Origin of the sequence: Halodesulfovibrio sp. (assembly GCF_025210605.1) — a bacterium.
GTDB lineage: Bacteria > Desulfobacterota > Desulfovibrionia > Desulfovibrionales > Desulfovibrionaceae > Halodesulfovibrio.
The window spans coordinates 78,502-104,258 of the sequence record NZ_JAOARI010000002.1 but is presented as its reverse complement, the minus strand read 5'-3'; the positions used below and the strand labels follow the sequence as shown (position 1 = coordinate 104,258).

Below are 25,757 nucleotides of genomic sequence, written 5' to 3'. Positions count from 1 at the left end.
CAACACCGGTGAGTATAATGGGCACGAGCATTTTATTTGTGGTAGCAGGCTGTATCCTTCAAGACTTTGACTCTAGTATGTTGATTGTAATTAGTGGGCATGTGCTGGTTGCCATAATAGTATTTCTGAGCTTTAGGCGGGCTGCTGCGTCGCGGATAAAAAATATCTAATTTTTTTAGTGGATTTTAAATAAAATTTACCTAAGTATTACTTTCATTTTGTGTTTTGTCCGGTTGGTTTGCGTGGTTTGCTTAACTAGCGTGTAATTGCTAAGTTGAGAAACACACTGGTTTACCTTTGAGGTTACCTATTTTCTCTCTTTTTTCAGCATAAGATTTTTTAGCAATCATTTTAAAAGCTAAAAATTTGTTCCTCTCTTGAATAGGCGGGACAGCGGGATACTTTTATATTTTGGTCTCTAAACGGTGGATGGCTGACTTGGATTTACCCATTTCTTCTACGATTTTTCGGATTCAGAGACCGTTTTCAAGGTGCTTTTTAAACTGTCCCAGTGTCTGCCTCTTCAATGTCCCGCTTTTTCCATGAGAGAGCGTTGTCCTCTTCAATAAGTGAGCCTCGAAAGGCTTTACTTCCTCTCCGGCAACTCCGCGTGCTTTGGTTAGATGCACTTCAAAGCGCGCACCTTTCTGCATTGTATATCCCTTTGGCATTTTAAGGCTGATTACGGTGTCCATAATGTCTTCTTTGGAGGTGCCTCGCTGATCTCCGGATTTACCTGCATGATGAACGATAAGGACAGATAAGCCCCTTCGTCGCAAATCAAGCTGCCCAGATTGTACTGGCATCCAGGAGTCAGATTCGTTTTCGCGACCATTTCGGCAAAGGGTGGCTAGGTTATCCATAACAATGAGCTTGGTGTCTTGGATTAAGGCTTCAATGGATTGTTGGCCTACTGGGTTTGCAAGATTGGGCATGGGAACTGTTTGTAAATCTGGAGTAATGATTTGGAAGAGCTCCGGATAAGGAACGGTTAGTTTCATTCCTTTAGACAGGCCATTGAGACTTTCTTGCATAGAGCAAGCAGGCATTTCGCCATCGATGTAGAGAACTTGATGTGGACTTGTAGCTTGCCAATCATAGACTTCGCTGCCAGATGCAACGGCAAGAGCAATGCTTAGGGCTGCATATGTTTTTCCTAGTCCACGCGGCGCGTAGAGTAGTGCAAGTCCCTGTTGTGGAATTATTGGATTAAGAAGAAAACTTCGCTCAGGAAGTTTTAGGGTGAGAAAACCAGAGATGGTGATGTTATGCATGATTATCATAACTGATAGTATGGAACAGTCTCATATCTATACATTTTAATGTTTAAACTGTTTTTTTGTATGTAATGAAATAAAATTAAACTGTTTTGTGATAGATTTTACTACTCGTTGTATAAAATGTTTATGGCAGGACAGGTAAGATGCCCCCACTTTTGATGTGAGGGTATTTTACTGCATGCCACCAAAAGGTGGAAAAGAACTTATTCGCTGCGGGCTCAACGTAGGAAAACTAGATAACAGACCACCACTCATAACAAGTTGTAACTGAGTGATGGCCTTAATTGGTTTCGCACGTTTTCTTTGCACATCTTGCTAAAGTTGTTCTGTAAGTCGTTTTGTATTGACAAGGTAGTAAGTATTTACAAATAGTCGGTGCTAATAAAAATTACTATACGATAGTGGGAGGGGTAATGGCCTGTAACGAACGGAAGAAATACAAATTTTCATTCGATCTATGGTGTGCAAGAGCTATTAGCTGGTTATTTTTTTTAATTATAAAAAGTTATCTTTTTGTGAGTGGGATTCTCTTTTGTGGGATGGCATCGTCCATTTATCCTTATGGTGATTATGTCGAAACCGGATTGTCCGAATTATCACGTGGAGAGAGTTTTTATTATTTTGTTGCAGTAATTATGCTATGGAGGCTCTATTCTTATTCTAAGAAATTTAATGTCAGTTTTTTTAAACAACTTTTTTTTGTAATAAGAAAATCTGGGATTATTGCAACAGGCCTCATGGTTGTTATTGCAGTAGAGTTGATGGCTGAAAAAATGGGATACCCCATTGAACAAGTCGAGGATGCCTTAAATTTCAACGGTTTTGCGATGCTGAGTGTTTTATTTTGTCTTTACTCAAGTGTTCCTGATTCAAGTAACGTGACGAGTTGTTTAAAGCAAACGGTACCTACTTCTCAAAAGAATTTTGTTCCTGATTTAGAAACTTCTGAGAATGTTATCCTATCAAAAGAACAGGGAAATGAAACGGGGAAGAGTAATGAAGTTCAGTAAGATGATATGCGGTTTATTGTTTTGTTTATGTTTCTTTAGTGTCGTATCCACGACGAATGCGAAGCGACTGTCGAGTGAAGAGTTAATTGATGGCTGTTCGTCGTTGGTAGAGATTCTTGAGAGTAAGGATGAAATATTAAGTATTATTTCGGATATCTCACAGGCAGATGCCATGCGTGCTGGTGTATGTCGAGGCGCACTAGAAGAGTATGCTCGTGTGAATCATTGTCGTGGAAGTTTGAAGAACAGAGCTAGTGTGATTTCAGAAGAGTTTAATGTTGGAAAAAGCTATCAGCAACTGCTGAAGAATACTTGTTGGTAAGTCATGGTGAGCGAGCAATATTATCGTTATACCAGAGCCCAAGCTTTTAAGAAGTTGTTTGGTAAAAAGATTTCAGCCTATGGTAATTTGAAAGATAAGTTAACCACGTTCGAGCGTAATGGAGTTTTACCATATGCGTCAGAAGCTGGGGTGCAGCGTGATAAGCGTCTATTTCATGATGCCAACTTGCCGTTATTTTATAATCTAGTTTTGCTTCTTGCCTTTTTCCCAAAACCTTCCCACGTAACAAAACTTGTTTTAAATTTTGAAGAAAGGGCAAGAGTTGCTTCAGTCCTAAGTTTAATTTTGAAGGAGCGGAAGAGCTCTATTCCAGAAGTAATGTTTTCGGAAGATCTTGAGAGTTTTATTGAAGCCATCAGTAGTTGGGGCGATATTACCGAAAAGCAGTTTCCTAATCCCTTTATAGAACTTCCTACTGCATTTTTTGATGGACGTGAGGTTTCGTTGCCAGAAGTGATTTTGACTGCGAACACTAAGCAAACTGGACAGGATGAAATGCTGCTTGCTTTTTTACAGCACGACTTTAAGCGGGCATATCGTATCGCGGCAGCTACTACTTTTGAGGCGTTAGATGCAAGGTTGTTAAGTGAATATATAATGAAAACATATAAGAACGCTCAAGAGTTTAAAAATTATTTAGACGAAGTATTCTAATTTTTCTTTAAAAAAGCCTTTTTAGTGCATTGCACAAAATTAAGCTCTTCTCATCTCACGTGAGAAGAGCTTTTTTATTAACTACTAAAAAAGAGGTTTTTGAAATGTCAGCAAAATCTAAAAAATCCCCTGCCAACAACAATGCAGACCAGAAAAACGCAAACAAGGGTACTTCTGGACAAAATGAAGCTTGGTCAAAGCGTAATGGTAATCGCGGCAAACAATTAAACCCTAATCAAAACAAGTAGGTTACAGTATGCCTGATTCATCAGAAATGACGCAGGAAGAGTTGGATGTTTGGTCAGATATTAATAATCCAAATAATGATGCTGACATGGATGATTGGGCAGATGCTCATAATCCGAACAACGATAGCTACATTGACAATGAATAGCTGTCGGTAAACTTGAAGCCTCTTCGTAGAGAAGAGGCTTCTTTCTCGTAAATGAAATTGAGCATAGCTACCATAACACTCGGCTGAATAACATGTTATTTGACTTGGAGTTGCGTTGGCTGAATAAAAAAGTGCCGAAGTTCATTATTAGAACTTGCGGCACTTTTATATGTAGGTGTTAAAGAAAGACCTTGTATCCAATCCCTGTAACCTTCTCGATACGTTTAGCCATTGCTTTACTGATAGGGCGACGGCCATGTTCCATGTCGGAAAGGTTGCTAGGAGATATTTCAAGCTGTTTAGCGAGTGCTTTTTGCGTAATGCCTTCTTTTATCCTGTAGCCCTTTAAAGCGACTCCAGGGTGTGAATCAGGGAAGACTTCGTCTAAAGTGTAAAGAGGTTCGCCTTGTTCGTTTGTTTCCTGAACGGGCAAACCTGCAAGAAGCAAAAACTGTTTGGTTGCTTCAAAGACCTGCTGAGCGTCTTTAGTTGGTACGCGCAAGCAGATCTCAGTTACATCACTAGTATGGTGCTTTTTCGTGAGTTCCAACATACTGTACCTCAATGAGTTTAATAGTTGTATCTGTTACCTGCCATACTGCAACATAGCGCGGTTTACCTTTGTTCAGGTGGCAGTGGTGGACTTCTTTGCGTCCTTTTAACTTTCCATAGTGCGGCCATGATGTTCTTACTGGGCCGTACTGTTGAATTTCCTTAGCAAGCAAGTTAAGCACAACCTGCATATCCTGCGGGAGCTTGCGGACTTGTTTTCGTGCTTTTGACGTAAATAGTATTTCCCACATATTGAGAATTTACCCTTTTTTTGAGAAGTGTCAATGAGTGGCTAACTTGCCAAGGATAAAGCACCTTCAAGAGCGTTAACAGCTTGGCGTTTTGTTTCAGACATTACATGAACGTACCGCACCAACATGCGGAGGGTGCTCCAACCCATTATTTCTTGAACTGTTCGTGGATCGACTCTACTGGTTAAAAGAATAGTTGCGGCAGTATGGCGTAGGTAATGAAAGGTTAGGCGTGTTTGACGTGCGTGTCCTTCATTGAGACCTAGCTTTTCAACTGCATGACGGAAAAAGTATGGGGATTCTGTTTTTCGATATCCAGTTCTATCTGTGAACCACGGAGCGCCTGTACGTTGTTTGAACACAGGTTCACTTGGTAGGCCTTTTCCAATCTCTTTCAGCATTACAATGAGTTCCTTAGTCATAGGAACCGATTGGGGCTTTCCGGACTTTGTATGGACAAAATTAATCTGTTGGGCACGAAAATCGACTCTGTCCCATGTAAGATGAGCGATTTCACCTAAACGTGCTCCTGTATGAGCTGCACACAGAGTTAATTGGAAGGTTGAAAGATTTTTTTTCTTTGAGCCAATTAAGGACGAGTTGAAGTTCTTCAGCTTTAAAGTAACGCTCTCGTTTTCCTTCAGCTTTCAGTCTGTCCATAATGAGAAATGGATTATCGCCAGAGATGAGTTGGCGTTTTCTTGCCCAGTTCCATGTGGCTCGAAAGAGACTCAGAGTATGATGTATGGTTGAAGAAGATTTGCCGGCGTCCATCATTGTGGCTTGTAGTGCTTCAAGGTCTCGTGTTGTAACGAGTTTCATCGGCTTATTTCCGAACTGTGGTGCACAGCCAGTTTTTAAATCGTCCGTTATTGACCGCTAGCACTTTGTCTTTTTTGTAGACTTTCCCTGCGGCAGCATACTGTCTAAAGACTTCGGAGAAGGTTATGAGGTCTTTTTCGCGCTGTGTGGTGAGTTCTTCTTCCTCTTGGTGTCTAATCGTTTCTTCAAGCAGTTTTTGCTTTCGTGTTTCTGCAAGAGTGCAAGGACCACTACTAGTCTTTTTATTGCGTTTGAGAGTTGCGAGAAGTTCTGCGCAATAACTTGGCTTGATGCCCTCACTTGCCAACCTACAGCTTCCTGTTTTGGTTTTCCCGTCGAGCTTGTAGGTGATGGTGTAGTATTTTTCGGCCGTGATTCCATGTTTACGATTAGGGTGTTCTCTGAATCTGACGCCAGGAAATTTTGATTTGATCCACTTGGACATATTTGCTCCAGACTATGAAAAGTTGTCCAACTTTTTCGAGTGAAAGAGACCTGTTTATTGTGAATAACAGGAGAAGCTTAAAATTTATTCAATTATTAAAAAATAAATAATTTCAAGTAAATATTACCATATGTGGTCACAGGTGAAGATAGCGAGAGCGCGCTTGAAAACCGTTAAAGGTTTGCGCCTTTCGGGGGGCTGTTGGCTGCTGGTAAGGGTGCAATTTGATTTTATTTACTTTTAAAAATAAAAAATCGCTAGCCTAAAAAAAAATGACCGATTTCATCCTTTTTTAGGTAGTGGTTCAGACTAAATCTAACATGTGCTTAAGCAAAAGGGCCATGTGCAGAACTCTGGCATAGGGTGTGTTAAATAATTTTATTTATATAAAGCTTTATATGTATGTCTTGCCGGTTTTCTGTTTTTTTTGTCTATCAAAAAATAAATAAACGCTTTTATGGATTTTTTATGTAACGAGTTTCATTTTTTATTTATGAAAATGGGGCGAATCGTTTATTTTTTAATAAAAAAGCTATATTTTTTCTAAAGAGTAAGTAAGTACTGACGATATGTTTAATATAACGAAGAATAAATTTAATATGAGGTGTGTGATGAAAATAGAAAATGTATTGCACTCAGTTAGAAAACTCACTCCACAACAGCTTGCAAAACAGCAAGAGCAGCAAGTTGAAAAACAGATTGGGAAGAAAGAACAGCGTAATATGCTTTCTGGCCTGTTTGTTAACCAGCAAACTGATCACTCTCAGGTAATTCGTGCACAGCGAAAAGCAAGTCAAGCAACTCAAAAGGCCATGGATAACAAAATGGCTTCGATGACTTCTTTGCTACAAGCGCAAATGAGTTATGAAGAAGCTAATGTTCCTGAAAATAATGCCTCATACCATGGACCACTTGATTTAAGTTATTCGAGACGAGCTAGAATCGGGAGGAGAGGTGCCGTACTGTATCGTGATGAGGCTGCACGCAGACTGAACCGCGCAACGGAAGCAAATACAGAAAAGAGTGAAGAACAAAATGCCACACAGAAAGGGGCTAGTGAAGCCATTGTCCACGCGACAAGTCGCAGCGTTTCACGGAGGCCGCGTCTGGCCTCTGCGCCAGTAACCGCACCATCGAGAAGGGTTTCTATTCGAGTATAGAAGCCTAAAAAAATGTAAAAGAATCTCCTCTTCGTCATGGGGAGGAGGCTCTTTAATCTACTTTGATCGCCGCTATTTTCTCCTCCCCCCCCCCGCACACGTATAGTGTAAAAACATTTTTTCAACTTTATTAATAGCAGTATTCGCATTGCGCCAATGCCACTTACAGGATTGAAGAACATTTCGTGTAGCTAAAGATATCCTTACGAACTTTTTTGTTTTTGTATTTCCCCTTGTCTACTCATTCCTAGTTTTAAAGCCAAAGAAAATTTTTGCCTCACAAACTAGTGCTGCTTATCATTCCCAATACTCCTTGCCGTTGAAATTTCGGGTGTCTAATCCAAGCAGTGAAGTTGGCATAATGAATCTGTGTCATTTGCGCGTGGTGCCGGTACCAAGCATATCTGGCGAGTCATGAGAATCGTCTACACGACTAGGATTCAATGGGGCGTGCTACACTAAAGTCGATATCTCGCCGGAAGTGAAGTGCCTTTATCGATAGCTTTTCTCACCCTCTTCCGCATTACCAAGATACTTTTGTAAGCGATCTGCAAATTCGTTTTTTCAGAAGAGTATTGTCTAGGCAACACATTTGAATTTTTGTTTGGGCCATGCAGTCGAATGGCTTCTAGGATTATAAAAGTAACTAGTTATCATTTTTTGAGTAATGATATTATAAGCATTTCACTTAGGCTCACGAGACTCATATCGTGTTTTTTGAAAACAGCCTGTAACTAGAATGTTAGGACTAAGTGCGGCTGTAAGAGACGCCGAATCCTTCCCACGTTATTTAACCAGCCAGTATAAATCTGCTTTTGCGTCAACAAGAAGGACAATATGGTGTTTTGGGTCTGCACAGCAAATATTTTCACAATACCTAGAAGTTAAATGTGGTCATTTCAGGTGGGCGACCATATCCAATATATGATTACGAGTCGTCTATAAAATTTTTTGATGTTGAGATAACAGTCTGGCGCCTTAGGTGTTTAGCTCTTGTTTTTCTGACTAAAGATTTTCTAACTTGTCGCGCCTAATGGTGAATAACATTCGATAGATCGTTCTAGGTGAGGTCTGCATTGTTGAGCGAATACAATTTGTCCTCTTAACTAGCCGGATATCTAGCTAGAGCATCTTTTGAAAAATTTTTCGCGCCATTTCATCTACAAATGATTAAGTAAAAACTTGCATCTCTTAGTTTATAACATTTTTCTATACCTTTATGTCAGGTGAATGGCACGAGAATGCATCTTTAACTATGGTAAAAGACTTTCTGTCTGCGAGGTGCGTTATGTGGCTTGTTTGTGGATGCAACTTTGAGTTTATCCGTAAAATCTTTGTCTTTCATCGTTGTTAAAATAATTTGAGAAGCTATAGTGAAAAAAACAAAAATGATAAAAATATTCAAAAAAAAATAATAAATATGTTGCCATATTAAATATATTGGTGCATGTAAAAAAAATAATTGAAAAGCTTTTCATCTAATCAAAAAATTCTTAAAGGAGTATTTTATGAAAAAGTTAGGAAAAAAAGCACACAACTTTGAGTCAGTTCTTTCTTGGAGCATTTGTTATTGTGCAGCGTGTGGTTGTATTGGTGGTAGCGGAAGTTTTTCTCGAAATGTTTCTGTTAAAAACAGCAGAAACTATTAAGAACTAGTAAAAATAAAAGTACAGTAAAGATTTTGTTCTTTACTGTACTTTTTTATGTAAAAAAATTTAGCAACGAGAATTTATGATGCATAAGAATAATGAATTATTTTTTTCTTTTTGCACACCACAGAATCACTATGTTTATGATGCAAATAAGAATTCTATATTAAAAGTAACACAGAAAGTTGCAAGGTATCTTGAAGATAGAGATAGTGTAATCATTTCTGAATCAGACAAAAAATTTTTAGATAGTATAAAAAAACTTGGTTGGTTACAGGATAGCAAAATAGAAGAAATTGTTCACCCAAGCACAGCCATCCTCCCCTCCTTATTAGAACGAAGGGTTGAGGGGATTACATTGCAGATTACTCAACAGTGCAATCTTCGCTGTAAATATTGTGTTTATTCAGGATGTTATGACAGTAGGGGGCATACAAATAAGGCCATGTCTTTCGAAACAGCATGCAAGGGAGTAGATTTTCTTCTGAACCACTCCATTGACTGCGATGATATCAATATAGGGTTTTATGGCGGAGAACCCTTGTTGGCATTTAACGTGTTAAAAAAAGTTGTGGCATATGTTGAAGAGAAAGGGGAAGGGAAAAATATTGGCTTCCACATCACGACCAATGGAACTTTGTTTACGGAAGAAATTTTAACATATCTTCAAGAGAAAAAATTCCATGTTTTGATAAGCTTAGATGGAGATAAAGAACAGCACGACAAGAATAGAGTTTTTGCCGTTTCAGGAACCGGTACCTTTGATACTATTATGAAATATTTGGGAATAATTAAAGAGCATTACTCTGATCTATATTCACGAATGACGTATAATGCTGTAATTGATCCAACAATAACCAATCAGTGTTCGAATAATTTTTTCCTTCAATGTAAAGAAGCTGAAGGGGTAAACGTTACCGCAAGCATTATTTCTAGCCAGTATCGAAAAGATGACATTGACATTCCTGACGAATTTTTCATTCAGGAAGAAAAAGAGAATTTTAAACTTTTTCTTCACAAATTAAATCGATTAGAGTCAAAACATATTTCCAAAATTACGTTAGGGAAATTTGAAGAGATCAAAGGAAAGATGTTTTTGTTACGTCAACGCCCGACAGCACTCCCTGAAAAATGCCATCCAGGTGGTCCATGTGTTCCCGGCGTTAGGAAATTATTCTTAAATGTTGATGGCGAGTTATTCCCTTGTGAAAGAGTTAGTGAATCTTCAAAGCTAAGCATTATAGGAAATTTGATAGATGGATTTGATTTCGAAAGAATTGAGTCCATTCTGAATGTAGGCCGCTTGACAGCCTCTCACTGCAAAAAGTGTTGGGCTTTCTTAATGTGTACGCAATGTATTGCAACTGCAGATCAAAATGAAAAGTTGTCAGCACAAAAAAGATTGGCGGGTTGCAAAGAGGTAAAAGGCTATGCTGAAGAGATGCTGAAAGATTATTGTACACTTCTTGAGTACGGTTTTGTTTTTGAGAATGATGAAATACCGTTATACACATGGGATTAGGACCGATGAAGGAAAAAACACTCGTATATCCATTTGATAAACATTTTGCAGTAATGCTTCGAAAAAAAAATATCCTTGCAACACAGTGTGATTTTACGGAACTCGTGTCACCTGCAGGATGGGGACTCTCAGGACTAGATGCAGGTATGGTCGATTTTGGCTCTACTTGTGGAATTATTGTTCACGCCGACTTTAACGAGGCACTACGGAGAGTCGATACTGTATTTTTTACAGAATCAGACCATATGATTGATAAAGAAACGCTTATTCTTCCGAAAATAAAATTATCCATTGAGAAAAATAAAAATATCATCTGTGCTCTTGAGCTTACAGAATCTGAGTGTAAGCTACTAGCTTCAACGGCAAAAGAAAATGGGGTTGTGTTTACATATTGTCGTGATAATCAACAGCGTAATCAGATAGATCTCATCTCTGAAGAACAATTGTTGCTAAGAACAATTAATACACCTGTAGTAATGGTTTTAGGGACGATAGAAGATGTTGGAAAATTTACTGCTCAGGTTTCTTTTGCAGAATATTTGCAAGATATTGGCTACAAAGTTTCTGTCATCGGTTCGCGGGGATGGAGTCATTTAATTTGCGAACATTCAGTTCCTAGCTTTATGTTCGATAAAAACTATCATGAGCATGAAAAAGTTGTTTTGTTTAACAACTTTGTCAAGAAGATTGAATTGGAAGAAAAGCCAGATGTAATTATTATCGGCGTACCTGGTGGTTTAATTCAAATGTCGCAGCAGCAAACAAATAGATTCGGAATTACTGCATTTGAAATGATTAATGCAGTTCCACCAGATGCTACCTTTATCTCGACTTATTGTGAAAAATATACGAAAGAGCATATTTTAAAATTAAGAACGCTTATTGAAAACAGGTTTTCCATTGAAGTTGTTGGATTTCTTATTAATAATACTGCAGTGGATTATACATCCTTTGACTCTACAAGTAAATTGTCAACATTAACTGTTTCTCCAGAAACCGTTGACGAATCATATTACGTCACACTTCCCGTTCCAGTATATGGAATGTCATCACAAAATAAATTATTCGATGCTGTTATTGCTCAGCTAGCAAGTTACAACGAAGTTGAAGTATTATAACAAAACGGAGCTGGAGAGTTAGTTATGAACACGTCAGAAGAAGTACACAAATATTTAGTAAGCCTTTTACGCGAGAAATTTAGCATTCATTGGAAGTCAGACTTCTCTAACGCACATTTTTTTGGAGATAGTTTGCAATTAAGTGCCAGAGAAATGCTCTTTCTATTCTTCCAACTTGAAAAGACATTTTCATTTTTGTTTACTGAAGAAGATATTTTAAATGACAATTTATATTGCCCAGAAGGAATTTCAAAAATTATTGCTCATAAGTTAGCAAGGTAGTGGGGGGCTTTAAGTGGGAGCTGTTATTTTGAAAAAGGATACTTCTCTACTAGTAAAAAGGCTTTTGAAATTATTTCGACCACATAGGAAGAAACTGGCATTCATCTTATGTTGCCTTGCTTTTCAAGCATTTTTTGCATTTATGCGCCCATTTTTAACGAAATACCTTATTGACGATGGAGTAGTAAAGCAAGAGCTCGCATTCGTGACTAAAATGATTATTGTGATGCTTTCTTTGGCGTTGTTGAGTTCTGCTATAGATGTTTTTAAAGAATTGCTTCGAGCAACAATTGCATCAGAAATATATCAAAAGCTTATTGCAGATAGTTTCCGTGCCCTTTCGAAAATATCAATTTCTTTTTTTCACCATAATGACGCAGCCGAGACATTAAACAACCTAGATGTTGATATTACAAACATAAAAAAAATATGCGACGATGAGATTTTTCTTGCAATCAGTGAGTTGTTAACCTTCATAGGTAGTGTTGTTGGTCTTTTTTTTCTTGAGAAAAGATTATCTTTATTGGTGTTCTTGTTCGTTCCAGTTAAATTCATAATTGTAAAACATTTTTCACGGCATTGTCATGGTTGTGCAGAGCAACTCATAAATAGCTCTTATGCTTTTGCTCAGTGTTTTGGAGAACATGTCAATGCGATGCAAGATATTCGGCGCTTTGGAATCATAAACGAACGAAAACAAGTTATAAACGCACAAGCAAAGCAAGTAGCAGGACACGCTCGGGATATGAGTGTTGTTGCTCGATACAATATGTCTTCAGAATTTTTTGTAGTCCGACTGATAGAAGCATTGATTCTTCTGATCGGTGCACATTTTGTTGTTGGAAATACAATGACGATAGGATGTTTATTTGCATTTATAGCATGCAGTATGCAGGTTATTGGGCCAGTCGGTTCGATATTAAATATTATGTATCTCCTGTCTGGCGTACTTCCATCAGCGCAACGACATTTTATGTTTCTAGACTCTAGCCAAGCTCAACAAGAATTGGATGGGCATGAACCGCTTTCCTTAATCAATGAGATAGAATTCAAAAACGTGTCTTTTGGATATCATACTCAGAAAACACTTCAAAATATCAATTTCACTCTCAAAGGAACAGAGACTTTAGCTATCGTTGGGCCTAATGGCTCTGGGAAATCTACAATTCTACAATTACTGGAGCGATTCTATACTCCTGATTCAGGTTGTGTCCTTGTAAATGGCCGTAATGTTGATGAATATGACCTTGAAGCATATCGTAAATCTTACTTGTCCATCAATCCTCATAGTTATCTTTTTAATGCTTCTATTTATGACAATATAACATTGGGAGAACCTTTTTCAGAGCTCTCAGTGTTGGCAGCAATTAAAAAAAGTGGGCTAACTGAGTTGGTTGAAAGGAAAAAGTACACTCCTGTAGGAGTGAATGGTAGAACTCTGTCCAGTGGCCAGAGGCAAAAAGTTTTTCTTGCAAGAATACTCCTCAGGAAAAAAAATTGTTACATTTTTGATGAAGCGAGTTCAAATATGGATTCTGCATCAGAGGCCTCTCTTTTTGCTTTATTTGAAGGGCCATTGAAAGAAGCTATGAGTATTGTCGTAACACACAATCATAACAATTTAAATAAGTTGGACAAGGTGTTGATGCTCGAAGATGACGGTTCTGCAACTTTTTATAATTCTTATGCTGAACTAATATCAAAGCAAGCTAGTGGGTAATGGGGGCTGCAAAAATCAATTCTACGCAAAGAAGAATCTATTATGTCTAAGAAAAATTCCTTGCTGTTAAAATACATTGCTATCGCTCTTGCTGTTTTGTGTTCGGGTTCTTTTTTTTTAAAAAAAGAGCAGAAAGTTAATTCTCCACCATACAAGATAGTTGAGGCACGAACAGGAAATGTTGAACAGCAGATAATGGCTGTTGGAGAGATTACTCCAATAGAACTTGTGCATGTAGGAGCTCAAGTCTCTGGCCAAATAACAAAGATGAATGCCAAACTTGGGCAGTTTGTAGAACAGGGCGAGCTGATTGCTGAAATTGATGCAACTCCTCAATTGAATAGGCTGCGCACAGTTAAAACACAGATCACTATATACTATGCCCAACTGGCATCAAAAAAAGTGTCCGTCAAAGAAGCACAGCAAAGTCTTGCCAGGCAGAAGGAGCTTGCAAAACAACGTGCTACGTCTCAAGAAGCTGTAGACAAAGCAGAGAATGCTTTAGCACTTGCACAGGCCGCAACGGCAGAGAAGAGAGCATTAATTGAGAAAACTCAAATTGAATTTGAGAATGCTAAAGCTGATCTTGAATATACAAAAATCGTTTCTCCTCTTTCAGGGACTGTTGTGGCTATTCCTGTAAAAACAGGACAAACTGTAAATGCCGTTCAGTCAGCTCCAACGATTGTGCAGATTGCTGATCTTACAAAATTTGAAGTTAAAATGCGTATCTCCGAAGGAGATATTGCTAACGTTAGACCTGGCATGAAGGTCTCATTTAATATTCTTTCTGCGCCCAATCAAAAGTATGATGCCACGTTGCATTCAGTAGACCCTGCTCCCATTCATATCACTAATTCTAAAGATGGAAAAAGCGCCACCCAAAAGGATCCAATATACTATTATGGAAGGTTGTACGTAGAGAACCACTCCAGATTACTGCAGATAGGAATGACTGCGCAATGCGTCATTACTATTAAAACTGCTGAAAGTGTAGTGGTGCTGCCAATAGATGCAATAAAATGTCACGGCCCTTCTTGTTATGTTTGGAGCCTGTCCGCTGAAAACATACCAATCAAGAAAAGTGTCACTACAGGATGCACAAATGGAACAACAATAGAAATTACCTCTGGAATATCTGTTGGCGATCAAGTGATACTTACTGGAATGAATGATGACTATTCAGCTTGTGGTGTTAACATTCCACTCTAAGGTTTCGCATAATGCAGCTAATCTCATTAAAGGGCATTAATAAGTCTGTAGATGATGGTGAAGAAGAATTCCATCTTCTGAAAAATATTAATGTAACAATTTCTTCAGGTGAATTTGTTGCAATAGTTGGGCCGTCTGGTTCAGGGAAGTCAACACTTCTTAATATTATTGGATGCTTGGAACGGGCAACTGCCGGCTCATATCATGTTGCCGGAGCGAATATATCCAAATTGGAAGATGATGATTTAGCAGCATTGCGAAACTATTTCTTTGGATTTATTTTTCAGCGTTATAACTTGCTAGAATCATTAACCGTTGTCGAAAATGTCGAATTGCCAGCGCGTTATGCAGGAGCACCAACCAAGCAACGGAAAGAAAGTGCTCTTGCGTTACTCGAGCACCTTGGGCTTAAGAGCAAAATTAACTACAAACCGTCGGTACTTTCTGGGGGGCAGCAGCAGCGTATAAGTATTGCCCGTGCTCTGATGAATAGAGGTAAGGTTATTCTTGCTGATGAGCCGACCGGAGCGCTGGATGTAGAAAACAGCAAAGTTATTATGGAAATCTTAAAACAAAGGAACAAAGAGGGTTATACTATTGTTTTGGTTACCCATGATGAATCGATTGCAGCTTATGCTGACAGAACAATAACACTGAGCGATGGTTGTATTGTCTCAAATGAAGTTCACCGTCCCGTAACTCAAACAATAGCTTTTGAAACAAATTATGAAGCTCAAGATCTTGCAAAAAGAGCCGCAAAAGTTTTCGGTGATGCACTTAATATGTCGATACAGACAATATGCACTGAAAAGTTACGAGCATCGTTAACGATGCTGGGTGTCATCATTGGAATAGCGGCGACACTTTTCGTAATTGCCCTCGGGGAGGGGGCACAGAAAAAAGTATTATCAGATTTAAATGCAATGGGAACGGCGTCGATTGAGGTGCACCCAGGAGAAGGGTTTGGTGATATTCAGTCATGGCGTTTAAACAGTCTTTCATTAAATGACGTACAATATCTTGAGCAACGCCCATTTATTAAAGCTGTATCCCCAGTTTTAATTTCTACCGGACAGATTATATACAATAACAAGGTCGGACAGATTGTTTTAAAAGGCGTTGGCTCTCAATATGTTTCAATTAAAAACTTTAAATTAAGTGAAGGACGTTTTCTTCACCCAAGTGATATTACCGATATGGCATCTGTAGTTGTGATTGATCAGCAAATAAAAAATACACTATTTCCCCATTCGACATCGGTAATCGGACGTGCAGTTCTTTTAGATGATGTCTCGCTAAGAGTTGTGGGAGTTATAGAGCAAAATTCGTTACAGCAGGATAATGTAGGCGCACTTACAGCTTATAGCCCATTTTCAACGGTTTGGACGAAATTATCACCTGGGAGTAAGATTCAATCAATTTCCATAAAACTGAAAGATAGCGTTAATGCCACCTCTGCTGAATCAATAATAAATAGTGTGTTGTTAAAGTTACATAATGGGAAAAAAGATTTTTTCACTTTTAACATTGATTTGCTGCATAATGCTGTAAAACAAACATCTGAAACAATGAGTCTTTCAGCCGCATGTATTGCCTTTATCTCTCTTTTGGTGGGCGGGATAGGTGTCATGAATATTATGCTTGTTTCTGTTGCAGAGCGTGTTTCAGAAATTGGTTTGAGAATGGCTATCGGCGCTAGGCGTGCGGAAATACTGATTCAATTTGTAATTGAATCTATCATACTGTGTCTTCTAGGTAGCCTTCTCGGCGTGTTTACTTCATACATTGTTCAATTGCTATTCATGAATTTCGCTCCAGATATTCCGCTTGCACACTCCGCTTGTAATATGTTCTGGGCATTCTTCTGCTCTATCATTTTTGGTGTTTTTTTTGGAATAATTCCAGCATACCGAGCTTCTCGATTGACTCCTGCAACGGCGTTATTGCGCGATTAATCATATATAGAGTGCCTATGCTCCTTCATTTGGCGCCAGGACTTAGGTGAGCACGTGTAGGTGTATTTTATGTGGTGGAAGAGAATAATACTTAGTTCGCTTATAACTTTAAAGATAGCAGCTAAGATGCGAACCCAGTGCTCGCTCCAGAACTGGTACACAGGGTGCACATTATAATCTAAATATTATTTAACTAGTTAAAATTCAAATGGTTAACTATTAATTCGAATCCCTTCCTCTCCGCCATTAAAAAAAGCCCTTACAGTGAAAGCTGTGAGGGCTTTTTTTGTGTCCAACGATTGGGAGAAACGTGCTTGTTCTATTTAGCTAGCTAAACCTTCGAAGGCTTTTTTTATGCAAAAGTAGTAGGAGTGCTATGTTATGTCAGCAAGCACATGGTTGCACTTGTACAATCGCAGCTCCATAGGTGTGCTCCTATGGAGCTGCGATATTTTTTATGATGTCATACACGCTAAGAACGTGCAGGGAGTTTTGCGTATAACTCGATTAGTGCGTTACAGCATTTTGGTATTACTACCAGCATGTAAGGAGAAATAGAAACTACGCAACACCTTTTGTTGATGCGCAGGACTGAGCTTGCCCCCGAATTTCATGTGTTGCTGCAAGAGTTTTCCTTGCAACTTCCTGCAGTTCCCAAGTGGAGTAAGAATAGCTTTTGCTTATATGTAACGTTTAGCCAGTTCTCAGTTTGCCATAAATATGTCGCCAAGATTTAAATACTCAGCTAGTTGAATCAAATTATGAGTAGAATATGGCATGGGTTTGAATAAGGAGTGCGGGGGGGGGAGTCCCGTTACGAGCTTGTTGTCGCTAAGAGCAAAGCATTCGGAGGAGCTTAAAAATAGATTCAGTGGGAAAATTTCCGTATTCGCATACAGAGCTATGAACTTCGTCTCTAGTTTTTTTTACATTTCTAAAAAGGGTTATTGTTTCGTCATTAAGCTCAATTCCTGCAGCCGCCGCCGAAATGATAAACTTATCTGTAAGATAGAATTTTGCTTTGTTAATTCTTGTCACAGATTTCGTTGCAACGTAATTAATGTATTTTTTCGTGTTTTTGTTTAGTAAGTTGTAATTTTTTTGCGATAGATCATATATCTCCTGTTTACTCAGTTCTTTGAATGCATTGCTACTTATTTTTTCTAGGACTATCCATAAAGATATAAATTGTACGTATGGTGTTGCAGTCTTGTGTCCTAGCGATTGCATCAGGAGTAGCCCATCGATGTTATTGGTTAGAATAGAGTTTGAGTAAAAATTATTTACCATTGTATTTGTATCATTGCATGTTTCAATAATCTCCATTGATGCAGAACAAGCGATTTTATTTAGCCATACTTCCATACCCGGTGTCTCAATTGATGTAGAGGATGCTAGCTTTTGTGTTGAAATAGAGTTCTTACTTTTTATTAGGTAGATACCTAGGCTAGTTGCTTCTTTTTTTTCTAGAGTTAGTAGTTCATGCTCTAGCTCACTTGGTAAGAATCCAGTAATAATACCATCGACTTCATAATAAGAAATGTGTCCGTGAACGCGATGATCCTTTGTAGGGGTAGGTTGAGTCCTAGCTGGCTTAGCAAGTGGGCTTGAATCTTCCATAGGAAATAGTTCTACACCTGTTTCTATTCGATTGCTGACTTGAATAAAGGTTCCTGTTTGGGATTCTAAGTTATATTTGTTAAGAAGTGCTGTTTCATATTCTTCTATTGGGTGGCGTTGCCAAGTTTTTCCTGACATGGCTGATAGAAGCTCAGCTCCAAATTTATTTATTATAGCATACGGTTTTATCACATTTTTTTCTAATTTTGAGAATATGGTAAGTTGGCAGTCATCGGTTAACAGGGAGAATGCAGCACCTTCGTAGTTGAGCCCTTTAATAAAATATAGCGAGCGAACTTTGAGATAGTTCATCATGTTCCTCCATGCAGCTTGATAACGAATAGAGCTTAAAAGTTAAGATGGGGTGATTTAGAGTTTTGAAATAATCTCTGCCATTAATGTCTATCTATTTGAATTAATACTAGCAATACGAGATGTGGCTGCAAATGGGATTCGACCCCATTGTTCACCCGAAATGCGGTACACATGGGGCTTTGTGCTAAAGGACGTTCTTTTTCTGGCAATACTCGGTAGGCAGGTAGATTGCCAGTGGTACTCGGTGCGCTTTAGCGAGTAGTTGGCGAGTTCCTAAACAGCTTCTGCGCTGCAGTCAGCTAAAAGAGGTGCGATTGCGTCTTTAGGTGAAAGAATTGGCTGAGTCTCTATTGGCCATGAAATATTTATTGTGGGATCGTTCCAAGCAATCGTGACCTCAGCGTGTGGGTTGTAAAATGACGTGACTTTATACGCTATAGTCGCTTCATGGGAGCAGGTGAAAAATCCATGCGCGAACCCTTCAGGAATCCAAAGCTGTTCTTTGGTTTCGCTGGAAAGATATTTGCCGAACCATTTTCCATAGGTTGCGGACGTAGGGCGAATATCGACCGCAACGTCGTAAATGCAACCGCTGATGCAGTGAATAAGCTTGCCTTGTTCATGCGGTGTCCGTTGGTAATGCAGACCTCTAAGTACGTTTTTGCGGGAACATGATTGATTGTCCTGCACAAAAGATACGCTTTTCCCAACAGCATCTTCGAATTTTTTTTGATTGAAGCTTTCAAAGAAAAAGCCGCGTTCATCTGTGAATACGTCAGGTTTAAGAACAAGCATGTCTTTCAACGGCGTATCAAAAATTTGCATGAGTGATTTCCTTTTGTGATGACGCGTAAACATATTCTGCGAGTGACTCTTTCCAAGGGCGCATAGTGATGCCTGTGTTGAGGGTAAGCAAGTCTGTAGATAGCGCAGAGTAGGCTGGACGGGGTGCTTGCTGGTTGTAGTCAGCGGTACGTATAGGAACAATATTATCTGGGTGTCCTGCCAAGGTTACAGCAGCTTGAGCGAGTTCATACCAGCTTGCAGTGCCGGAGTTGGTAATGTGATACACCCCATTTGTTTCTGTGGCAGATAGCGTAAGGCATGCTCGGGCTAAATCATGTGTACTTGTTGGGCTGCCTACTTGGTCTGCAATGACGGGCAGTTCTTTTTTTTGCCGAGAAAGAGCTGTAATTGTGCTGACAAAATTTGCTTTATGAAGTCCGAACAACCATGCAGTCCGTAGAATCATGGTTTTATCTGCAATGCGGTCAAGCAATGCGTATTCGCCGAGTAATTTTGTTTTTGCGTACACATTACGGGGGTTGGGGATATCTTTTTCAGTATAAGGAGTGTCATTCTGCCCGCTAAATATATAATCTGTGCTGAATGAAATACAGCGCACAGGGCGTGTGCTCAAAACCTCAGCGAGTGTTTCACAAGACGTTGTATTAACAGCGTAGGCTTCATCCGTGTTTTTTTCTGCCTGATCTACATGAGTATACCCGATTGCGTTGATAACAATCTCTGGCTCTATAGAGTCGATGTGTTTTGCTAGCTGAGCACTATTAAGAGTATCAAAGTCCGTTCGCAGCGGTGCGTGAACAGTATAGCCCGCAGCTTGGTATTCTGCCGCAAGCGCTTGACCAAGGAGTCCGGTTTTTCCACCAAGGATGATGACGTGTTTTTTCATACCATGCAGTAAGAGTCGAAACTCGAGTTGGTTTATTGCAACATAAAGACGCTCATTGCGCCTAAGCATAAAAATGGTCCATAGGGTAATGCTGTCTGCATCCTGCTAGCTCGTTGTTTAGAAAAAAGTAACTGCGGTATACTCCAGAGAAGCAACAGCATGCTCCCGAATGTAATTGCATAGAAAATCCCTGATGGACCAGTGAACGCACCAAGGCTGAGAAGCAGCTTCACATCTCCCATGCCCAGCCCTGATCGTTTGCGGATTTTTTCATATATCGCCGCGATGATGTAAAAAAATCCTGAGCCAGCGAGTGCACCATATAGTGCAAATTCAGGGCTGTTCCCAATGAGAAAAATGGAAACAGGAATAGATAATGCGGCGGCTGGTAGCGTGAGCACATCTGGTAGCAATAATACTTTTAGATCAATGGCGCTGGCTGTAATAAGCATGGCTCCTATGCAAGATATAGCAAACCACCCGAAATTTACTCCTGTTGTAAGGAGTGCCAGTACACACCAGCTGATGCAGCACGCCGTAATGCCAACACCTGACGGGGACTCGCTTTGAATTTTCCGTGTGTAATGATGGGCAAAGCGAGTTCCGGCAAGCCCGCAGCATACGCCAAGTGCTGCTGCGAATACCAATTCCTGCGTATTAGCCAACAATGTGGTGCTCTTTTGCGTCTGCCTGCATTACGTGGACAGAACAGTCGAGGCATGGGTCAAAGGAATGCACAACGCGCAACGCCTCAATTGGCTGGTCAATATTAGTAACGGGTACGGAGAGCAATGCTTCTTCTAATGCCCCGTGTTTTCCACTGGCATCTTTGGGGGAGCAATTCCAGCACGTCGGTGTAATGACTTGGTAAGAAGAAATTTTACCTTCGCTAATGCTCAGCCAGTGCCCAATTGCGCCGCGTGGAGCCTCTGTTAACCCGAATGCTTTGGCACTGTTCGGTACGTTAAATCCATTATGTACAGATGATGCATCGCCTTGCGTAATCCAAGAGGACATTTCAGTTAAAAGTAATTCTGTTTCGACTAAGCGTGCCATCATTCTATCCATTGCTGAAATTCCATGACGGTATTTTCCTGACATCCAAAGACGAGCAAGGGGACCGCATTCCATCGGAAGCCCGCGATAGCGCGGTGCTTTTGTCCAAGTGTAAGCATCGTCTTTTGGGTATTCAGGAGTTGTTGAGCCGGAAGAAGGATGGCCGCCGGACTCTTCTGTATAAAAAGCAAATTTGGTGGTTTCTTCTATTTCACCAGTGTAGACTTTGTTAACTGTTGAAGAACCATCAAGAACATAGCCCCCCGGAAGAAGCGGGGAATTTGTGCCGTGTGAAAATACATCAAAGCACATTAGGTTACCCGGCCCTCTACCGATGTTGTAGTACTCTGGATACACTCGCGCTAATGTTTCCACATCTGGACGAAAATATGTGCGCGTGAACGCCTTAACCTCGGCAAGCAAGGCTTTGAACTTGTTCACTCGTGCTGTTTCGAGTCCTGCTGTCTGTCCTCCCGGAATAATCGAAGGAGGATGCGGCATTCTGCCACCGAATATTGCTGTCATTTCATGGGCTTTTCGTCGAGCTTCCAAGGCTTTGTTCATGTGAGTTGGAATGCTTTGCAACGCAGCATCACTTCGCATGTCTACGCTCCACGTCTCTTGTGCAAAAGAGCCTTGAGAGCCTGCAACATAGTCTGGAAGTGCAAGCAGATAAAAATGCGTAATGTGGTTTGCCACAAAGTTTGATGCAAGCATCAAGTCGCGAACAATTTTCGCATTTTTAGGTGGCTGCTCCCCTGACGCATTTTCCAAAGCAGTGGCAGCTGTGATGCCGTGCACAACCGGACAGACTCCGCAAATACGCTCTGTGATGGTAATTGCGTCCACCGGATTACGTCCAATAAGAATATTTTCAAATCCGCGGTATAATGAACCTGCACATGCCGCATTGGTGATAGTCTGGTTACCTGAAGCGTCAGAAGCGGTTTCGATTTCCATTTTCATATGTCCCTCAACGCGGGTGAGGGGGTGAATTATCTTTTTCATGTGCTAATCCATTAAAAGTTTCATGATAGGTGCGAGTGTGGTTGCCTTCTGTACAGGTGGTTTGACTGGCTCTTTTTCTTCTTCCATAAACACGCCGCTGGCTTTTTTCCCTACCTTTAACAGTGCTCTGTTGCTGGCGTCAGGAAATGCCGGATGTACGCAGGCTGTGCATGGTGCATTTGCTTCCATGCACCATGTGATTCCACCGTGCCATTTTCTGGTTGGACAATCGGAAAAAGCCAGTGAACCTCTGCATCCGAGGTCATATTGGCATTTTGAGCTAGAACCGTAGGCGGTAGCGAGACCACCAACCTGTCTGCTGCACGGGCAGATAGGACTTTTGAAATATGTTGCAGGAACGCGTTGATTATCAAAAGGCGTACCGTAAAGCTGTATTTCTCGTGTCGGAATATGGCTTGATTTATCGCTGTGGCATGATGTGCAAGACTGCTTAGATGAACTTGGTGGATTCCAATCATAGCGACTGCTACTACTGCTGAAACTACTGTAGCTGCGATCATCATCGTCATCGTCATCAAATCCACCAGAGTGACAGCTTGAGCAGTCTTTACCAGCTAGATTTCTATGCTTGTCCGTGTCATCCAGATGTTGTCCACGGTCATGACATCCTGATGTCGCACATGGTTTTTTACCTATAGAGGGGTGGTCGCTTGGAAGTAGAAGTTTATCCATAACGGAGTGGCAACCTGATGCATTACAGGATTGTCCTGCTGTTGGGGGGTGATTTGCAGGCAGACCGGTTTTGCCATGATCATGACAGCTGTGACAGCGTCCATCTTGACCTTCCCATATACTTTTACCGTCTGGAAGTAGTCTGACTGTTTCACCGGCAATGAGCTTGGCAAGAGTAAGTACTAAGCGTTCAGGATGCACAGGACAGCCCGGAATATTGATGACATCCTGTGAAATAATGTCTGACACTTTTTTTACGGCGGCAGGATTAGGACCAGCAGCAGGGATACCGCCAAAAGAGGCGCAGGTTCCAGCACAGACAATGGCGGATGCTTTGCCTGCAAGGTCAATAAGCGCATCTTTCACCGTTACAGGTGATCCGTTGTCTTCCCATAATACACATGCTTCCCCGTTAAATGCTGTAGGAATAGCTCCTTCAACAACGAGAATAAATCCGTTTCCGGCGTTTGTGATTTTTTCTTGAGCCTCGTCACCGGCAAGTCCCATAACAGTGCCGTGATACTGAAGGTCGATAGTATCAATAAGCAAGTCATGAGCGTTCTTAATGCCGGTGTCCTGTAGAAGGTTCAATGTAGAAATTGTACAGCCGGAACAACTGGCACCTTGTAACCAGATGACTTTAGGCTCACCTGTTGCTAACGCTTGTTCAAGGTTAGACAAAACGCCGGATGAAAGCCCGAGAGCTACGGCGTTGATACCGCAAAATTTAAGAAAATTTCTTCGAGATAGTTTCATAGTTCATCCACTTTAGTAATCGGTGAGAATGATATTTTTTTCTACAACAGGCTTTTCAAGAGATTTAAGAACTGCGGTAGTTAATTCTTTTGCACTGGAAGGATCGCTCGGTACAGGGGTTAAGTAGTGTCCTGGTGAGGCACAATTTTTAAATGCGTTGCTTTTCGAATCCTTGTGATATTCTATGACACTAATAGTTATGCCAGCATTTTTTAGTCTGCTGCATAGCCCGCCTAATATTTGTGTAGCGTCGGTTCCTGGAGGTGATCCCATTGCCCCGTCGGTAATAAGAACAAGGTACTTATCCACATCAGGTGAGCTTGAAGGGTTACCGCCTGATCCCCATGCTGTTCCCCAGCTTGGGAGCAGTGTACGACCTGCCCATATTACTCCTGAATCCTGAGCAGTCATACCAGAGCGCGTTCCTGATGTTTCCATAGGATCAATCGTAGCTAATAGTTTGGTAAAATTTTCTGTAAGGGGAGTTAATGCAGCACTAGGGCAAACAGGTTTTAGCCACGGGTTGGGTGCTATATATTTGTAGTAATCAATATGCGCTGTGAAAGGTGGCAACAGAGCTTGGTTTGCAGTGTTGCTTGCATTAAAACTAGTAAAGCTAGGGTATCGGCTTTGGGCACATTCGCCAAAAGAGCTTTCAGGGTGGACTGTTGCCCATGCTCTATTGCGACCAATATTAACCTTGTCAGCAAAAGGAATCATACTTACGCGTACTCGACCGCGGAAGGCAGGATCGCCATCAGCTTCCTTCAGCAAGGCGTGAACCGCTTTTTTTAGATGGGTAAACTTTCTGTTAGGGGTAGAGTGCCCATCGAAGATATTAAAATATCCACCATCCATTGAACCACTAATATCAAGAGCCAACGCAATTTCTCTTTTCGGCAGTGAGCTGCTGGTGCTGCTTATGAGTTTTACCCGTTCAGTAACCGTGTAGGATGCGGCGTCTGTAAATTTATGCATAAATAAAGAAGGCACAGATGCTGACGCATTCAATGCACAGCCATTTGAGGTTTTGCTCACTGAAGCCGTTACGGAAATAGTATCCTCGGGAAAGTGCCTGTTGAGCAGGGCTGTTGCAACAGGAAGCCATTTGGATTCAGGTAAAGAATACACCGTACTGATGACGTTATTTACTGCAAGTGCCAATCTGCTTTTTGTTGACATGATTTCAAGAGCATCAAGAGAGAAGCCTGTTGCAAGCATAACTGTCAGTAATAGCCCAACGCCAATTATGGAGACGGCTCCTTGTTCTTTTTTTGATGTATGTCGGTGCATATTATCGTCCTACTGCGTGGGAAATACCGTATGCCGGAAGCAGTTGTGAAAATGGAGATGGTATGTTTTTCACAAAAGAAGGCGTCTTGGGTTGGTTGGGGGCTTCATAGCAAACTTCAACCACATACAATGTATAGTCCTCAGACTGCGCGGGAGAAATAAGGGTAAACTCGTTTTCCGGCGTTGTGGTTGGTGAACACGAAGATATATCACCACCGTATTGCTGTTTAGTAACAGGGTTACCTGCTGGTTTGTCTAAAATAGTTATCCGTAGTTCCTTGGGAATAGAGTCTAGTTTTCCTGCCAGCATCTTTAAGTGGTTAATGTTTTCCGTAAGTGTTGGTACATCCGCTGTTGGATCAATAGTTGTGGCGGCATCTGCCAGCATAGCAGCCGTTTGCCCGACTCTGTTGTGTATGCGTATAGCCTGAGAGAAATCGAAAAGCAGGAAGCCCATTGCCAGCACCATGGCAATAACTCCAGCTGCTTCAATGGATGCAACTCCTTGTTGTGTCATACGGTGTCGGGTCATTTTTCAATCCTGACTACAGCAGTTGAGGTTATGACAGTTCGTTCAGGAAACAGAGAGTTCAGCAGCGTCATCTCAGGAATGAAAGTATACGAAAGGTCTACGGTTGCTATACCCTTGGCTTTGCGAACTCCAGATGCTTTTGGGTATGCGAGTAATGAATCGTAATAATTCACTGTTGCCGAAATCTTGCTTGAATCAATAAATGTCATCTCGGAAGCAGCAGATTGCAAGCAGTACCCCATATCGTTGTTGCCATATTTGATGCATTGCGATGTCTGCACAGTAATGTAGTCCAGCATGTCTTTAGCAATAACAAGACGGATAAGCATGGTGACCATGAAAAGCACAATGCAGATCAAGACCAGTGTTCCGGCAATCTCAACAGTGATGCTTCCATTTGCTTTTTTAAGGTTTGGTAACAT

27 protein-coding genes are annotated in these 25,757 nt (G+C 40.7%); 12 read left to right on the top strand and 15 right to left on the bottom strand.

Annotation, left to right across the window (positions count from 1 at the left end):
- Nucleotides 1–473 precede the first annotated feature (473 nt).
- Nucleotides 474–1,274 (bottom strand): AAA family ATPase, encoded by an 801-nt coding sequence (locus tag N4A56_RS00540; protein WP_295544260.1) that lies wholly within the window; start codon nt 1,272–1,274, stop codon nt 474–476.
- Nucleotides 1,275–1,693: 419 nt separating this feature from the next.
- On the opposite strand from N4A56_RS00540, the gene N4A56_RS00535 reads away from it, so the two are divergent.
- The 5 genes from N4A56_RS00535 (at nt 1,694) to N4A56_RS00515 (ending at nt 3,681) form a co-directional block, all read left to right on the top strand.
- The gene (locus N4A56_RS00535) at nt 1,694–2,290 is read left to right on the top strand and encodes a hypothetical protein (protein ID WP_295544257.1); all 597 of its coding nucleotides are present in this window, start codon (nt 1,694–1,696) and stop codon (nt 2,288–2,290) included.
- On the top strand, nt 2,277–2,612 hold the full coding sequence (locus N4A56_RS00530; RefSeq protein ID WP_295544255.1) for a hypothetical protein: 336 nt from the start codon (nt 2,277–2,279) through the stop codon (nt 2,610–2,612). The genes N4A56_RS00535 and N4A56_RS00530 overlap by 14 nt, the downstream gene beginning before the upstream one ends.
- A 3-nt stretch (nt 2,613–2,615) precedes the next feature.
- A complete protein-coding gene (locus tag N4A56_RS00525; RefSeq protein ID WP_295544253.1) occupies nt 2,616–3,287 on the top strand; it encodes a hypothetical protein in 672 nt (223 codons plus the stop codon).
- A gap of 104 nt (nt 3,288–3,391) precedes the next feature.
- Nucleotides 3,392–3,535 (top strand): hypothetical protein, encoded by a 144-nt coding sequence (locus tag N4A56_RS00520; RefSeq protein ID WP_295544251.1) that lies wholly within the window; start codon nt 3,392–3,394, stop codon nt 3,533–3,535.
- Nucleotides 3,536–3,543: 8 nt separating this feature from the next.
- On the top strand, nt 3,544–3,681 hold the full coding sequence (locus tag N4A56_RS00515; protein WP_293671267.1) for a hypothetical protein: 138 nt from the start codon (nt 3,544–3,546) through the stop codon (nt 3,679–3,681).
- A gap of 178 nt (nt 3,682–3,859) precedes the next feature.
- Here the strand turns inward: N4A56_RS00515 and N4A56_RS00510 are convergent, their stop codons facing one another.
- From N4A56_RS00510 to N4A56_RS00490, 5 genes are read right to left on the bottom strand one after another with little or no spacing between them, the layout of a single operon-like run.
- Nucleotides 3,860–4,234, bottom strand: coding sequence for a helix-turn-helix transcriptional regulator (locus N4A56_RS00510; protein ID WP_295544247.1), 375 nt, complete (start codon nt 4,232–4,234; stop codon nt 3,860–3,862).
- Entirely contained in the window at nt 4,203–4,484 is a 282-nt protein-coding gene (locus N4A56_RS00505; RefSeq protein ID WP_295544244.1) for a cytotoxic translational repressor of toxin-antitoxin stability system, read from the bottom strand. Before N4A56_RS00505 ends, N4A56_RS00510 begins: the two co-directional genes overlap by 32 nt.
- Before the next feature lie 41 nt (nt 4,485–4,525).
- On the bottom strand, nt 4,526–4,996 hold the full coding sequence (locus N4A56_RS00500; protein ID WP_295544500.1) for a site-specific integrase: 471 nt from the start codon (nt 4,994–4,996) through the stop codon (nt 4,526–4,528).
- A 1-nt stretch (nt 4,997) separates the two neighbouring features.
- Nucleotides 4,998–5,306 carry a hypothetical protein gene (locus tag N4A56_RS00495; RefSeq protein WP_295544242.1) on the bottom strand — a complete coding sequence of 103 codons (309 nt, stop codon included), beginning with the start codon at nt 5,304–5,306 and terminating at the stop codon, nt 4,998–5,000.
- Between the two features lie 4 nt (nt 5,307–5,310).
- On the bottom strand, nt 5,311–5,751 hold the full coding sequence (locus N4A56_RS00490) for a hypothetical protein (RefSeq protein WP_295544240.1): 441 nt from the start codon (nt 5,749–5,751) through the stop codon (nt 5,311–5,313).
- Between the two features lie 611 nt (nt 5,752–6,362).
- Here N4A56_RS00490 and N4A56_RS00485 point away from each other — a divergent pair.
- The 7 genes from N4A56_RS00485 (at nt 6,363) to N4A56_RS00455 (ending at nt 16,369) form a co-directional block, all read left to right on the top strand.
- Nucleotides 6,363–6,911: a hypothetical protein gene (locus N4A56_RS00485; protein WP_295544238.1), complete on the top strand. Its 549-nt coding sequence runs from the start codon at nt 6,363–6,365 to the stop codon at nt 6,909–6,911.
- 1,731 nt (nt 6,912–8,642) lie between these two features.
- Nucleotides 8,643–10,082, top strand: a complete 1,440-nt coding sequence (gene ccpM / locus N4A56_RS00480; RefSeq protein WP_295544236.1) for a Cys-rich peptide radical SAM maturase CcpM — start codon at nt 8,643–8,645, stop codon at nt 10,080–10,082.
- Between the two features lie 5 nt (nt 10,083–10,087).
- Nucleotides 10,088–11,200, top strand: a complete 1,113-nt coding sequence (locus tag N4A56_RS00475; RefSeq protein ID WP_295544234.1) for a TIGR04066 family peptide maturation system protein — start codon at nt 10,088–10,090, stop codon at nt 11,198–11,200.
- Between the two features lie 24 nt (nt 11,201–11,224).
- Nucleotides 11,225–11,482 (top strand): hypothetical protein, encoded by a 258-nt coding sequence (locus N4A56_RS00470; RefSeq protein ID WP_295544233.1) that lies wholly within the window; start codon nt 11,225–11,227, stop codon nt 11,480–11,482.
- Nucleotides 11,483–11,495: 13 nt separating this feature from the next.
- Entirely contained in the window at nt 11,496–13,202 is a 1,707-nt protein-coding gene (locus tag N4A56_RS00465; RefSeq protein WP_295544231.1) for an ABC transporter ATP-binding protein, read from the top strand.
- A 42-nt stretch (nt 13,203–13,244) separates the two neighbouring features.
- Entirely contained in the window at nt 13,245–14,414 is a 1,170-nt protein-coding gene (locus N4A56_RS00460; protein ID WP_295544229.1) for an efflux RND transporter periplasmic adaptor subunit, read from the top strand.
- Between the two features lie 11 nt (nt 14,415–14,425).
- A complete protein-coding gene (locus tag N4A56_RS00455; protein WP_295544226.1) occupies nt 14,426–16,369 on the top strand; it encodes an ABC transporter permease in 1,944 nt (647 codons plus the stop codon).
- 831 nt (nt 16,370–17,200) lie between these two features.
- Here N4A56_RS00455 and N4A56_RS00450 read toward each other — a convergent pair.
- The 9 genes from N4A56_RS00450 to N4A56_RS00410 all read right to left on the bottom strand — a co-directional run bounded on the left by N4A56_RS00450 (nt 17,201) and on the right by N4A56_RS00410 (nt 25,757).
- Nucleotides 17,201–18,304 carry a hypothetical protein gene (locus tag N4A56_RS00450; protein ID WP_295544224.1) on the bottom strand — a complete coding sequence of 368 codons (1,104 nt, stop codon included), beginning with the start codon at nt 18,302–18,304 and terminating at the stop codon, nt 17,201–17,203.
- A 273-nt stretch (nt 18,305–18,577) separates the two neighbouring features.
- Nucleotides 18,578–19,129 carry a dTDP-4-dehydrorhamnose 3,5-epimerase gene (rfbC, locus tag N4A56_RS00445; protein WP_295544222.1) on the bottom strand — a complete coding sequence of 184 codons (552 nt, stop codon included), beginning with the start codon at nt 19,127–19,129 and terminating at the stop codon, nt 18,578–18,580.
- Nucleotides 19,116–20,066, bottom strand: coding sequence for a dTDP-4-dehydrorhamnose reductase (gene rfbD, locus N4A56_RS00440; protein WP_295544220.1), 951 nt, complete (start codon nt 20,064–20,066; stop codon nt 19,116–19,118). The genes rfbC and rfbD overlap by 14 nt, the downstream gene beginning before the upstream one ends.
- On the bottom strand, nt 20,030–20,662 hold the full coding sequence (locus N4A56_RS00435; RefSeq protein ID WP_295544218.1) for an A24 family peptidase: 633 nt from the start codon (nt 20,660–20,662) through the stop codon (nt 20,030–20,032). Before N4A56_RS00435 ends, rfbD begins: the two co-directional genes overlap by 37 nt.
- Nucleotides 20,655–22,061, bottom strand: coding sequence for a nickel-dependent hydrogenase large subunit (locus tag N4A56_RS00430; protein ID WP_295544216.1), 1,407 nt, complete (start codon nt 22,059–22,061; stop codon nt 20,655–20,657). The genes N4A56_RS00435 and N4A56_RS00430 overlap by 8 nt, the downstream gene beginning before the upstream one ends.
- A gap of 3 nt (nt 22,062–22,064) precedes the next feature.
- Nucleotides 22,065–23,510 carry a twin-arginine translocation signal domain-containing protein gene (locus N4A56_RS00425; RefSeq protein ID WP_295544214.1) on the bottom strand — a complete coding sequence of 482 codons (1,446 nt, stop codon included), beginning with the start codon at nt 23,508–23,510 and terminating at the stop codon, nt 22,065–22,067.
- 12 nt (nt 23,511–23,522) lie between these two features.
- Nucleotides 23,523–24,803, bottom strand: coding sequence for a hypothetical protein (locus N4A56_RS00420; protein ID WP_295544212.1), 1,281 nt, complete (start codon nt 24,801–24,803; stop codon nt 23,523–23,525).
- Between the two features lies 1 nt (nt 24,804).
- Nucleotides 24,805–25,335 carry a TadE family protein gene (locus tag N4A56_RS00415; protein ID WP_295544209.1) on the bottom strand — a complete coding sequence of 177 codons (531 nt, stop codon included), beginning with the start codon at nt 25,333–25,335 and terminating at the stop codon, nt 24,805–24,807.
- On the bottom strand, nt 25,332–25,757 hold the full coding sequence (locus tag N4A56_RS00410; protein WP_295544197.1) for a hypothetical protein: 426 nt from the start codon (nt 25,755–25,757) through the stop codon (nt 25,332–25,334). Before N4A56_RS00410 ends, N4A56_RS00415 begins: the two co-directional genes overlap by 4 nt.